This window comes from Candidatus Chloroploca asiatica (assembly GCF_002532075.1).
Classification (GTDB): domain Bacteria; phylum Chloroflexota; class Chloroflexia; order Chloroflexales; family Chloroflexaceae; genus Chloroploca; species Chloroploca asiatica.
On sequence record NZ_LYXE01000162.1, the window covers coordinates 16859 to 29221 of the forward strand.

General features: G+C 60.2%; 8 protein-coding genes, 1 rRNA gene, 1 other RNA gene and 1 pseudogene. 6 read left to right on the top strand and 5 right to left on the bottom strand.

Annotated features, from left to right (window positions below; genetic code table 11):
• Window positions 1-165: 165 nt before the first annotated feature.
• Complete coding sequence (locus A9Q02_RS23910) at window positions 166-585, bottom strand: hypothetical protein (RefSeq protein ID WP_141509061.1); 420 nt, start codon at window positions 583-585, stop codon at window positions 166-168.
• Between the two features lie 744 nt (window positions 586-1329).
• Between A9Q02_RS23910 and A9Q02_RS19550 the strand changes: the two genes are divergently transcribed.
• Window positions 1330-1554, top strand: a complete 225-nt coding sequence (locus A9Q02_RS19550; RefSeq protein ID WP_097654761.1) for a hypothetical protein — start codon at window positions 1330-1332, stop codon at window positions 1552-1554.
• Window positions 1536-1739 carry a helix-turn-helix domain-containing protein gene (locus A9Q02_RS25255; RefSeq protein WP_097654762.1) on the top strand — a complete coding sequence of 68 codons (204 nt, stop codon included), beginning with the start codon at window positions 1536-1538 and terminating at the stop codon, window positions 1737-1739. The genes A9Q02_RS19550 and A9Q02_RS25255 overlap by 19 nt, the downstream gene beginning before the upstream one ends.
• Window positions 1740-1829: 90 nt before the next feature.
• Here A9Q02_RS25255 and ssrA read toward each other — a convergent pair.
• Window positions 1830-2189: a transfer-messenger RNA gene (ssrA, locus tag A9Q02_RS19560) on the bottom strand.
• Window positions 2190-2596: 407 nt separating this feature from the next.
• Between ssrA and A9Q02_RS19570 the strand changes: the two genes are divergently transcribed.
• Both A9Q02_RS19570 and cphA read left to right on the top strand, forming a co-directional pair.
• Window positions 2597-4372, top strand: coding sequence for a hypothetical protein (locus A9Q02_RS19570; protein ID WP_245860757.1), 1776 nt, complete (start codon window positions 2597-2599; stop codon window positions 4370-4372).
• Window positions 4373-4480: 108 nt separating this feature from the next.
• Window positions 4481-7165 carry a cyanophycin synthetase gene (gene cphA, locus A9Q02_RS19575; protein WP_097654764.1) on the top strand — a complete coding sequence of 895 codons (2685 nt, stop codon included), beginning with the start codon at window positions 4481-4483 and terminating at the stop codon, window positions 7163-7165.
• A gap of 10 nt (window positions 7166-7175) precedes the next feature.
• On the opposite strand, the gene A9Q02_RS19580 is transcribed toward cphA, so the two are convergent.
• Both A9Q02_RS19580 and A9Q02_RS19585 read right to left on the bottom strand, forming a co-directional pair.
• Window positions 7176-9797: a hybrid sensor histidine kinase/response regulator gene (locus A9Q02_RS19580; protein WP_097654765.1), complete on the bottom strand. Its 2622-nt coding sequence runs from the start codon at window positions 9795-9797 to the stop codon at window positions 7176-7178.
• 25 nt (window positions 9798-9822) lie between these two features.
• A pseudogene (locus tag A9Q02_RS19585) lies at window positions 9823-10179 on the bottom strand (cysteine hydrolase family protein); the annotation flags it as partial.
• Between the two features lie 591 nt (window positions 10180-10770).
• On the opposite strand from A9Q02_RS19585, the gene A9Q02_RS19590 reads away from it, so the two are divergent.
• Window positions 10771-11310: a GNAT family N-acetyltransferase gene (locus A9Q02_RS19590; protein WP_097654767.1), complete on the top strand. Its 540-nt coding sequence runs from the start codon at window positions 10771-10773 to the stop codon at window positions 11308-11310.
• A gap of 57 nt (window positions 11311-11367) precedes the next feature.
• The gene (locus A9Q02_RS19595) at window positions 11368-12093 is read left to right on the top strand and encodes a hypothetical protein (RefSeq protein ID WP_097654768.1); all 726 of its coding nucleotides are present in this window, start codon (window positions 11368-11370) and stop codon (window positions 12091-12093) included.
• 209 nt (window positions 12094-12302) lie between these two features.
• Here A9Q02_RS19595 and A9Q02_RS19600 read toward each other — a convergent pair.
• A 16S ribosomal RNA gene (locus tag A9Q02_RS19600) occupies window positions 12303-12363 on the bottom strand; the annotation flags it as partial.

Below are 12363 nucleotides of genomic sequence, written 5' to 3' on the forward strand. Positions count from 1 at the left end.
GTGAGAAATCGCGTTCTATCGCTTTGAGATGCCGAAAACCTTATAAGCGTCCACCTTGCAGCCATGCAAGGTCGATGATAGGTCAGTTGAATGCGAGATCTTGCTCCAGTCAGTACCAGTCGGCACCCATCCAGCGCCGTCGGGCGGCAACGAGCGTAGGGCAGTTTACACGGTCAGAGGTAACTCGGCGAGCGTGGGCACCTGATGTCCCCGGCGCTTGAGCAGCGCGTAGGCGTGCGCCTTCCGCACGGCCAGCGCGTCGGCGTCCTGGGTGAGGCGGGCGAGCCACGGCTGGCCCTCGGGAGTCAGCGACCCTTGCTCCTTGCGATCCCGGGGTACATCGGAGAGCGCCAGCGCGTCGCGGTTCATCGTGCTGCGTGCGATCGCCCAGAGCGCCTCGTCTGAGCGGTGCGCCATGGCCGCGAGTTCGTCCTGGACAGCCTGCGGAAGATCCGGCTCCGGCGCCGGGGGGAGGCTGCGGGCGAGCGTCCGAATGACGGTCCCGATCAAGGCCCTCAAGAGTGTTCCCCAGTCTAGCACGCGTTCGGTGGGGCGCTGAATGTCAACTAGAATTACCGCCCGCATTGCCTCACGTTCGATGGAACAACCTTGACCAGATCGTTGCCTCACGAAGAATGTCACTCGACGGAATTGAACCGAGAGAGCGTCGGTTGTCTCGTGAAGTCCCTGATGAGGTAGCGAGCGAAACGTGAGTTGTTGGCGCAGACGGCACCGCGTTCCCAGGAGGCTGGCCATCAGCAGAAGTCGGTTGTCCTCGACGAGTTTGTCGCTGCCACGGGCGATGCCCGCACGTACGCCATTCGGTTGCTGACCGGCCCGGTCGTCGCACCTCGTCCCGCAATCACTCGCTTGCAACAAAGGTTGACCCGTCTTGACGCCAAGACGGCAAGGCGCAAAGCTGCGGATGCTACTTCCGCAAACCTTGGCGTCAAACAAATCACCTTCGTTGCATCGTCTTGGGCCTGGCGGGCCATCCGACCAGAGCCGCTGCAGTGGCGACCTACGGGTATGTGGCGGCATCCTACCACAGACTGTCATCCGTTGCCAAACAAACAGGGGCAAAGGGAGCAGCAAACCCACTGCTGTGCCTGTGAGCCAATTCAGTGCGTTCGTAACGAAGATTGACCCGAGTTGACGCAACAGCGCAACGGCGCAATGCTCCGCAGAGAGGAGCAACAAACCATCGAGGCATGATGACCACCAGGAAGCTACATCATACGAGTACTATGTCCAAACAGGAAGATCGTACAACTGGATCAGCCCGCCCAGGCGTATGCGTGGCCGACCCCAGCGACCGAGCACTGGTATGTGCGCTATTTCAATGGCATGAATCGTCAGGCTGGCCCAACCTGGGTGGAACATGTGCCTGATGCGTGGGTGGCGCACAATTGGGAGTTTGAAGCCCCCGGCAATGGGCAGGTTGGCGTCTGGGATGATGGGTTCAGTTCAGAGTGGACACGTACCGTGACGCTGGTTGGCGGGGCGTATGAGTTTTTTGCGTATGGCGATGAGCGGTGGCGCGTTCGCGCGTAATCCAGTCATCGTTGCAGCTCTCAGAGCGCAGCGGGGTCAATAAAAACTCCGCCAACGGGATCTGGAACGGCACGGCGCTGCGGATCGACCGCGACTCGCTCGGCAAAATCTGCCACGCACTCAGCTGCACGCCAGGGGATCTGCTGGAGTTTGTAGGGCGACCGACGGACGAGGAGCGCACGTAGGCAAGACGAAGCCCACCCTGACTTTGCTCGGCGGCTGGCAGGATGGGCCTCGGAACGGGTGCTTCGGCCTAAAGCCTCAAAACCCTTCGATGGTGGAGATGGGGGGATTCGAACCCCCGTCCAGAAAGCTACGCCGCAGATATCCTACAAGCTTAGCCATTTGTTCGTAGCTCGCCCGCGCCTGCACAAGTAGCAAAGCAGTCTTTGGGCAAACCCGCTTATCTTTTCCCCGGGCCAGCAGGTGGTCACCCAGGGAGCACTCGACTTGTTGACGCCGGGTCACTGACCATCGAGCGAGTCAGTGAGGGCGCACTACCTATTTTTAGGCAGCGAGGGCCATGCGGCCCGAGTAGCTGTTGTTGCCAGTTATTGGCATTGCCCTTTTTACGTGACTGGGCGTCACGGCTTGCAATCTACGACCTTCACTCCCTGTCGATACCAGTCATCCCCGTCTCTAGCCTATCTATTATAACGCACCTAGCGCAAACGTCAATGAGTCTTGCGAAGGATTTCAGGGCGATTGCATCATACGACATCGGATACAACGGGGCACCCGCAAGGGGTACCCGTACCGGGGCGGGGCACCCGCAAGGGGTGCCCCTACAGGGCCGGGGGGCGGGCCCGGTGTAGGGGCACCCCTTGCGGGTGCCCTTGCGGATGCCCTTGCGGGGGCCCTTGCGGGGGCCCTTGCGGGGGCCCTTGCGGGGGCCCTTGCGGGGGCCCTTGCGGGGGCCCTTGCGGGGTGCATACACGGAAGATGCAATCGCCCCTACCCGACATCCCGTATAGCTTGCGACAGGCAAGCCCCTGTGGTACACTGCACCTCGGTTTGGTCTGCAAGACGGGAGGCTTTTTGCGTGACACCGGACGATCAGCAGTCACCCGATCCGCAGTTTTCCGATCAATCCCAGAGTAAGCGTATCAGTCGTGATACGCTCCTTTTGCTTGGGGCACTTTCGTTCCTGATTCTGGCAGTGGCATTGACCTTCCTTTTTACGCCAGGCGGTCAACCCGGTGAAGAGGCTGGCGTGCCCACCGAAGAGCTTACGACTATCCCTGATCCTGCGTATCCAGTTGTTTCACCAACGCCTGATCAGGGCGCGTATCCTTCTCCTGGTCAACCAACGTCGCCTGTCGCTGGCTTTGATCCTGCCTATCCCTATCCCATGCCTGTTGTGCCAACTGGCGATCCTGCGCTCGAGACGACGGCAACGCCCGATGATGCGGTTGGTGTTGTCCCGCCCTCGCTAAGTCCAACTGATGCGGCCTATCCAGGGCCAGATCTTGACGAACCTACGACAACGCTGCCTGGGTATCCGGGGCCGGCTGGTGGGCAACCGACGCCGCTGCCCGGGTATCCCGGGCCAACTGGTGAGGGGACGCCCCCTCCCATGCCAACGCTCGCGTTGACGCCGATTGTGCCAACCGCTGTGCCTCCGCCCCCAGTGGTGCAGCCAACCGCCGTGCCACAGCCGACCGCCGTGCCACAGCCGACCGCCGTGCCACAGCCGACCGCCGTGCCACAGCCGACGTCTGAACCACTCCCACCCGACGAGGCGACATCACTACCAGCGGTACCGATCGATCCGCCTGCGCCGACGGCGCTGCCGTTGCCAACCGCGACACCGGGGCCGCCGCCGCCACCGCCCTTCGATGTGGTCAGTGGCAATGTGCGCTGGTCACGCGCTGAGAGTCCGCTTGTGCTGGAACGGGATCTTCAGGTTGCCCGGGGGAGCGAGCTCGTCATTGAGCCGGGGGTCGAGGTGCGTCTTGCGCCAGGCGTCTCAATCTTTGTTGATGGTGGTCAACTGCTTGCCCTTGGGCAGCCTGGTCAGCCGGTGCGTTTTGTTGGTTCAACGGGCGCACGCTGGAGCGGGATCTTTGGGCAACCGAATAGTTTTGTGGTGCTCGAACATACCGAGGTGCGCGGGGGCGGGCTTGGTGGGACGGTGATGGCGCTGGAGCGCAGTCAATTGACGATCCGTGCAAGCCGCTTCACCGATAACGGTGGATCGATTCTGCTGACTGATACCCGTCTCGAGATGCGCGATAGCGAGGTAACGGGCAATGATATGCCCTTTGGCCCGGCCCTTGAGGCGAGTTTCGGGCGGGGTAATTTTGTAACCCTGACCAATAATCGTTTTGGGGGCAATCGTCTGAGTGAGGGCGCCCCACAGGTGCGCGTCAGCAACCGTAGCACCTTCGACACACTGAACCTGGCGATTGAAGGCAATCTGATCCGCGGTGGCGCACCGAATCTGCAATTGACGACCAATGGCCCGCTGCTTGGCACGGTCGGTTGCAATGCCCTCATCGGTGATGCGCAAGGGTTTGGTCTGCGCACCCAGACACCCCAGGTTGATCCCAATGGCGTGCCACCAATGCGCCTGCGGATCGAAAATAACTATATTGATGAGCACGTCCCACCGATTATTCCCGTCTATCTGCGCTATGGCCTCGGTCGTGGCGCGACCAGTGAAGTTTTGCTCGATATGCGCAATAACTGGTGGGGAAGTGACACCGGCCCCTATGAACCAGAAGCCAATCCGCTTGGCCGCGGCGACTCGGTTGGGGTCAATATCCTCTACGCACCCTGGTTAACGGCCCCGCCGTCGTGTGTGCCGCCGCAATAAGCCAGGCTTCGTGTGTATCACCCCAGCGAATCTATGCGATAATACGAACAATGTGGCAGCACCGCTGCCACATCACTGTATGAAGCCAATCCCCATGCGGAGGCGTATATGCGGGTGCTTGAGACGCAGATTTTTCGTGGCCCAAATCCTTATGGCTATCGCCCGGTGATTCGTCTGACCCTCGATCTTGAGGAGTTGGAAGAGTATCCTTCGGATCGCATTCCTGGTTTTACCGATCGCCTGATCGAGTTGATTCCTTCACTGCAAGAGCACGGCTGCTCGTATGGCGAGCCGGGTGGGTTTGTACTTCGCCTGCGCGAGGGGACGTGGATCGGCCATATTGTTGAGCATATCGCGCTCGAGTTGCAGTGCCTCGCAGGAACCGAGGTGACCTATGGCAAGACGCGCTCGGTGCCGGATCAGCCCGGGGTCTACTTTGTGATCTATTCGTACCGTGAAGAACGGGTCGGCCGCGAGGCTGGCAATCTTGCGCTACGCCTGGTGCGTTCGCTCTTGCCCGAGCATCTGCCGAGTGCGCTGCAGGGTGACGAGCGGGCTAGTTTTGATTTTGGGCGTGAACGCGATGATCTGATCAGCCGGGCCCAGGATCTGATCCTTGGGCCGACGACAGCGTCGCTCGTTGATGAGGCCCGTAAACGGGGCATTCCTGCGATTCGCCTCGATGACCAGAGCCTCGTGCAGCTTGGGTATGGCAAGTATCAGCAGCGCATTCGGGCGGCGGTGACTGGGCAGACGTCATATATTGCGGTCGAGACGGCCAGCGATAAAGAGTTGACGATCCGCTTGCTGGGCGATGTTGGCCTTCCGGTGCCGCGCCATCGCCGCGTCAGAAGTGCCGAAGATGCCGCCGCCGCTGCCGAGGCGCTCGACTTTCCACTGGTCGTCAAGCCCCTCGATGTCAGCCATGGTCGCGGCGTTTCACTCAATCTCAACACGGTTGAAGAGGTTGTACGCGCCTTTGAAGTCGCCTGCGAATATAGCTCTGATGTCCTGGTCGAGACCTTTCTGCAAGGCAATGACTATCGTGTGCTGGTGATCAACGGCGAGGTGGTGGCCGTCGCTGAGCGTGTGCCTGCCCATGTGATTGGTGATGGCAAACATACGATTGCCGAGTTGATCGAACTGGTCAACCGCGATCCACGCCGCGGCTTTGGGCACGAAAAAGTCTTGACGAAGATCAAACTCAACCATCAGAGCGATCTGCTGCTTGAGCGGGCCGGCTATACCCTTGCGACCGTGTTAGCGTCGGGTGAGCGTTTTGCCCTCGCGGCCACCGCGAATCTCTCGACCGGTGGCACGGCGATTGACCGGACAACCGAGATTCACTACGAGACCCGCGAGATTGCGCGGCGCGCAGCGTTGATTGTCGGGCTCGATGTGGCAGGCATTGATGTGATTACGCCTGATATTTCGCAGCCACTGCGTGAAGTTGGCGGCGGGATCGTAGAAGTCAATGCCGGCCCAGGCTTTCGTATGCACCTGCAGCCCTCGGAGGGAACACCGCGCAATGTGGCTCGTTTTGTGATTGATATGCTCTTTCCGCCGGGGCAGCCGACGCGCATCCCGATCCTCAGCATTACCGGCACCAACGGCAAAACAACGACGGCACGCATGGTCGCGCATATCCTCAAGATGCACGGGCAGCGGGTTGGCCTCACCACCACCGATGGCATCTATATTGATGGTGAACTCTACCTCAAAGGCGATCTGACTGGCCCGTGGAGTGCGCGGATGGTGTTGAAAGACCCGACGATCGAGGCGGCAGTGCTTGAGACAGCGCGGGGCGGCATTCTGCGCGAGGGGCTTGGTTTTGAGCGTTGCGATGTGGGTGCAGTGCTCAATGTCTCGAATGATCATCTTGGTCTGCGGGGCATCCATACCGTCGAACAGATCGCCGAGATCAAGGGTCTGGTGATCGAAGTCGTGCGTGACGATGGCGCGAGTGTGCTCAATGCCGATGATCCGCTGGTCGCGGCAATGGCCGACCGCGCCGAAGGCCGGCTGATCTACTTTAGCATGCACGGCGGCGAGAGTGCGAGCGATCTGGTCAAAAATCATATCGCCAATGGGGGCACCGCTGTGGTCTTGCAAGCTGGCGTGCGTGGCGACATGATCGCCATCTACGACGCCGAACAATACATCCCCTTGCTCTGGACGCACCTGATCCCCGCGACGCTCGAAGGCAAAGCGCTGCACAATGTTGCCAACGCGCTTGCCGCAACCGCGATTGCCTATGCGCACGGCGTGACAATCGAGAATATTCGCCAGGGCCTACGTACCTTCAACACCAGCTTCTACCAGGCCCCCGGGCGGCTCAACATCTTCGACGAGCACCCCTTCCGCGTGCTGGTCGACTACGGGCACAACCCGGCGGCCTTCGCAGCGATGCGCGACCTGGTCGAGCGCCTGCGCCCGTCCTATCCGCGGATCATCGGCGTCGTGAGTGCGCCTGGTGATCGGCGTACCCAGGATATCGCCGAAGCCGGGGGCATTCTTGGCACGATGTTTGATCTGCTGATCCTCAAAGAAGATGATGACCGCCGTGGCCGCGCCTCCGGTGAGGTTATCGGCATCTTGCGCGAGGCCGCACTCGCTGCCGGCATGCCCGCCGCGCAGCTTGTCGACGTGCCCAATGAACTCGAAGCGGTGCGCTATGCGATGAACCTGGCCGAGCCAGGTGAACTCGTGATTATCTTTGCTGACAACATTACCGGGGTCTGGAAAGAAGTGATTTATCACCCTCGCGGCGCGGGCGAAGGCCGGATACCATAAAAAGGCAAAGTCACCCTCCTTGCCTGACATAGCGTTCGCGCAGTTGGGCGAGGGTCTGCGCGTAGCAAGTCTGCAATTCGGCGAGCAGGACCGGGAGTTCATCCGGATTCCCGGTTTGCTCGATCTGATGACTGAGGGTTGCCAGGGCCTGAGCGCCGAGTTGAAGGCAGCCGCCGCGGAGACGGTGCGTAAGCTCCTTGACCCGAGCGCGATCCTGGTTGGCAACGGCCTCGGCAAGGTTGGCGAGTTGGGGTGGCAAGGTCGCGTCGAAGAGGTGGATCAGCGTTGCAAGTTGCATCGAACCTGTCTCACCCAAACTCTCGAGGAGACGGTCGAGCACGCGCCAGTTAATCAAGGGCACGCTGGCCTCTCTGCTCAGGGATGGCGTGGTTGGTATGCTCGGGGTTGCTGCGAAGGATCCCGTTGGGGGCGAAGAAGGGGGCGACCGATCAGGTGAACTGGCGGCAACCAGAGGGACAACCTGGGCCAGGGCCTGACGCAACTCGGCGCCTACCACCGGCTTGGTCAGATACGCATCCATACCTGTCTGCAGAGCGCGTTCACGATCCCCGGCCAACGCACTGGCAGTCAGGGCAATGATGTACGGCTGATGCACCGTCTGCCCAAGGGCGCGGATCTGCTGGGTTGCGCCCGTGCCATCGAGCTCGGGCATTTGCATATCCATCACCACCACGTCGTAGGCCGTCTGACGCACTGCAGTGACGGCAGCATGCCCATTCGCGACGACGCTCATCTTGTGGCCCATACGTTCCAACATGCGTCGGATGAGATCCTGGTTGAGCAGGTTGTCTTCGGCCACGAGGATGCGCAGCGGCTGGATGGAGGCAGGATCCGAGGGGGTAGCCTGCGGCAGCGCCGCTTGCCTGACAACGGCGAGCGGCAGGTGCAGGGTGAAGGTCGAGCCAACGCCGGGTTCGCTCTGCAATGCCAGGCTCCCGCCCATCATGTGAGCCAGTTGATGACTAATCGCCAGGCCAAGCCCGGTACCGCCATAGCGGCGGGCCGTGCTGCTGTCGGCCTGCACAAAGGGTTCGAAGATGCGCACCTGTTGCGCAAAGGGAATACCGATGCCCGTATCACGCACGCTGAAGCTCACGAGCGCGGTGTCGGCAGCCGTACGCTCAACGGTAGCCGTGAGCATCACCTCGCCCTCGCTGGTGAACTTGATCGCGTTGCCAAGCAGGTTGAGCAGCACCTGGCGGACGCGTGTCTCGTCGCCGTTGACATAGGTGGGCAGTTCGGGCGCACAGTTCAAACTGATCGCCAGACCTTTCTGGTGTGCGCTATGGGCCACGAGTTCAACCGACGAGACCAGCAGGGCGGGCAAGTCGAAAGGGAGAAACTCTAACTCCACCTGGCCCGACTCGATGCGCGAGAAATCGAGGATGTCGTTGATCACGGCGAGCAGAATCTGGCCCGCCATCCTGATCGTCGTCGTATAGTGGTGCTGTTCGTCGTTGAGGGGTGTCTCTTCGAGCAGTGTCGTCATCCCGATCATCGCGTGGAGCGGCGTGCGAATCTCGTGGCTCATGGTGGCGAGGAAGACCGCACGCGCCTGGGCCGCTGCTTCGGCGGCATCACGGGCGTGTGCCAGTTCTTCTGCTGCCCGTTGACGTTCGGTAATATCGAGTGCAATGCCATCCCAGATGACACTGCCATCGCTTTGTCTGCGCGGACGCTCGCACAGGTAGAGCCAGCGCAACTCGCCGGTGGGCGTTATGTGGCGCACAACTTCGACGCTGTCGCTCAGGGTCGCCGCCGAGTGGCGCTCGGAGGCATAGATCTGCTCACGGTCTTCAGGGTGAATCCTCGCGTAGAGCTTGCTCGCATCACGCTGCCCCTCCTTGGGTGTAACCGCCAGGATGCGCTCGACGCCACTGCTGAGATAGGTGAAGGTCGGGTGCCAGGCAGCATCGCGGTAGAGTTGGTAGACAAACCCATTGGGCAGATTGTCGCCCAGGGCGCGCAACTGGGTCTCACGGGTGCGCAACGCATTGGTCGTCTCCCACTGTTGAATGAAGGCGGCGATCATCTCCTGGCCGGTGCGAATCAGGCGAGTGGTGGGCTGGTTCCACGTACGTTCCTGCCGATCTGAGACGACGAGATGCCCGCGCCAGACGCCTGCAATATGCACGCCGAGCAAGATCAGGGCGCGCACATGGTTTTGCGCATAGTGGATGGCCTGCGAACTGCCAGGGGTAAAGAGCTCTTCGGGGCTCCCCGTGACGACTTTGCCCGCCAGAATAGCCTCAACCAATTCTGGTCTCGCATCATCGCGTGAGGTAGGATAATTCAGGAAGGGCTCGGTATTGGGTTGCTGGGCGTAGATAAGGCTCTCTTCGTGCGGGGAGATGAGATCGAACGAAGGGTAGATGCGCAACCCGATGCGGGTACAGTCAACGGCCTCACGCAGAATCGCGACAACCTGCTGGACGATTGGCTTCCAGTCAGGCACATTGCTGCCGACCATCAAGAGCGTGCGCGAACAACTCCCGAGGGCCTCGGCGTAGCGAAACTGTTCGGCCAGGGCCAACTCGGCCTGTTTGCGGGCGGTGATCGCTCGCTGCAACTGCCTGGCGTTGGGTTGGGCGACGCGATGGCGGCGGTTCATAACACGTTTTTGTTGGTCATGCTACTCACTCAGGGGGAATTTCCCGAGAGATACCTGGGTTTTCGGGCATAAGATCCACCACACGCATATCACTCGGAAATACTTGACACGGCTTCCGATCGTACCCGCGATCCAGCGCACCATATGCCGTCGCACGAATGCACCAGTTCGTGGCCGCTCCCGCCAGCACAATATGCGTTGCGCCACATGCGGCAAGGTGCGCTTCAAGATCGGTCGCTTCGAACGACGAGTTGAAATGCTTGTGAATCAGCGCATCACCACTGGCTGGGACAAGTTCCGGTACCCATTGCCATCCTGGGCTTCCATAGAGCAGTTCCTCGTCTGAGTGCTGCACCCAGATCACGGGAGCTCCCTGGGCGCGGGCACATTCGACAACCTAGACCAGGTTCTGAATGACCCTCGGAGCCTCCCACGATTCGCTCATGACGTCGACCTGTACATCAACCACCAGCAAAACCGCTTTGTTGCCTTCGCGCACAGTTGCCATTGCGAATTTCTCCTTGAAGCGTGAAAGGCAACTGATTTCGCCCTCCTCGCATAAGTGTAGCATACCGAAGCATATGCCTCAAGGCTTGCAAACTACACTTATAGGGCGATTGCATCACACGAAACCAGATACAACGGGGCACCCGCAAGGGGTGCCCGTACCGGGGTGGGGGCGGGCCCGGTGTAGGGGCACCCCTTGCGGGTGCCCGTACCGGGGTGGGGGCGGGCCCGGTGTAGGGGCACCCCTTGCGGGTGCCCGTACCGGGTGTACAGGACGGTGTAGGGGCACCCCTTGCGGGTACCCGTACCGGGGTGGGGGCGGGCCCGGTGTAGGGGCACCCCTTGCGGGTGCCCGTACCGGGGTGCATACACGGAAGATGCAATCGCCCTAAGTACACTTACAGGGCAGTGGTACTATAACACTGTCAGCAAGCATCCATACCGCGAAGAGAAAGAGGGCCATTGAATGGAAGCACAGACTCTGCCCCGGGTCTTTCTGCGCCCGCCAACGCCTACTGATAAAGCAGCGCTTTTGCACGTCAACCAGGCGAGTATTGCGCACCACACGCCCTGGATCTTCCCACCGATCACTGCCGAGCAATTCAGCGCCTATCTCGATCGTTGCGCCCAGGCAGATACCTGGAGCAGGCTCGTCTGCCAGAGGGAGGACGGCGCAGTTATGGGGGCGATCACACTCAGCCAGATCTTCTACGGGCCACTGCAGAGCGCATACGTGGGCTACTACATCGGAGCAGCCTATGCCAGGCAAGGCTTCATGCGCGAGGCAATTGCGTTGGCCCTCGATGCTGCCTTTGGCCCCTTGACCTTGCACCGCATCGAAGCCAACATCCAACCCGGGAACCACGCCTCACGTGCGCTGGTGCAGCGCCTTGGCTTCACCCGTGAAGGCTACTCACGCCGTTACCTCTTCATCGCAGGGGAATGGCGCGACCACGAACGCTACGCCATGCTCGCCGAAGATTGGACTGACTATGCCCTGGGCTAACGCCGTAAAAACACTGCTCGTGCTGATGGCAACGACCAGCAAAGAAGGAGGCACCTCATGATTGAGATCAGTCAAGACACGTCGCAGACCGCCCGTTCAATGCCTCTGCATCCATTTGGCGGCGACACGCCCACGACAAACCTGGATCTCATCCTGGCCCTCTTGATCGCCTTTGGCTTACCGTGGCTTACCCTCGGCGTATTACATTGGACAGGGGGGGCACTGACAAGCCTGTTTATATATTACGTCGTGTGTGGAGTTTTGCTCTATCGTTGGCGACTGGGTTCACTTGATTATGACCGCCCGACACGTTGGCCGTGGGCAATGTTTCTTCTCGGGGTCTTGCTCGCCGGCGCGATCACCTTTCGCAACTGGAATGCCTTTGCTGACGCAGGCGCACCGTGGTGGGGCATCTGGCTCACAGCGGTGATCTGGGGTGGGTTCAACGCTGCGCTGGAACAATTCTCTTGGCTCTATGTCTTGCTTGCCTGGCGCAACCGTTGGTCCGCAGGTTGGCAACAAAAACTCGGCCTCATCATCGGCAGTTTTCTTTTGCTCACCCTCGTAACCCTCATTCACATCATTTTCTGGGCTGAAGTATTGCCCGAAGCCCGCCAGACAAGTGCAACCTGGTTGACGGTACCGCTCAACACCCTCTTGACGCTAAGCTATGTCGTCATGTACTTCCAGGCACGCTCATTCTGGCCGACCTTTCTTGTCCACTTCCTGGTTGACCTACAAATCGTCATCCTTGCGCGTTACTCGATCGTGCCGTACCTCTAAGCCAAGCCAGAATCAAAAAAACGGTATGGCCGAGCAAAGCTCGGCCATACCGTTATGAAACAATACCTTGACAAGCGAACGTTTAGGTCGAATCAAAAAAAGGTATCGCCGAGCAAAGCTCGGCGATACCTTAGAAACAATACCTTGACAGTCGAGTGTGGTTCTATGTTGGGTCGTACCATTCACGCAATAATGGGATTGCTCCCTAGAAAGGAGGTGATCCATCCGCACCTTCCGGTACGGATACCTTGTTACGACTTCGTCCCAGTC

What these genes read in the sequence shown, in the direction of transcription:
- A9Q02_RS23910 (WP_141509061.1), bottom strand. Translation starts at nt 585, where the DNA reads ATGCGGGCGGTAATTCTAGTTGACATTCAGCGCCCCACCGAACGCGTG.
- cphA (WP_097654764.1), top strand. Translation starts at nt 4,481, where the DNA reads ATGCGGGTGCTTGAGACGCAGATTTTTCGTGGCCCAAATCCTTATGGC.
- A9Q02_RS19580 (WP_097654765.1), bottom strand. Translation starts at nt 9,797, where the DNA reads ATGAACCGCCGCCATCGCGTCGCCCAACCCAACGCCAGGCAGTTGCAG.
- A9Q02_RS19590 (WP_097654767.1), top strand. Translation starts at nt 10,771, where the DNA reads ATGGAAGCACAGACTCTGCCCCGGGTCTTTCTGCGCCCGCCAACGCCT.
- A9Q02_RS19595 (WP_097654768.1), top strand. Translation starts at nt 11,368, where the DNA reads ATGATTGAGATCAGTCAAGACACGTCGCAGACCGCCCGTTCAATGCCT.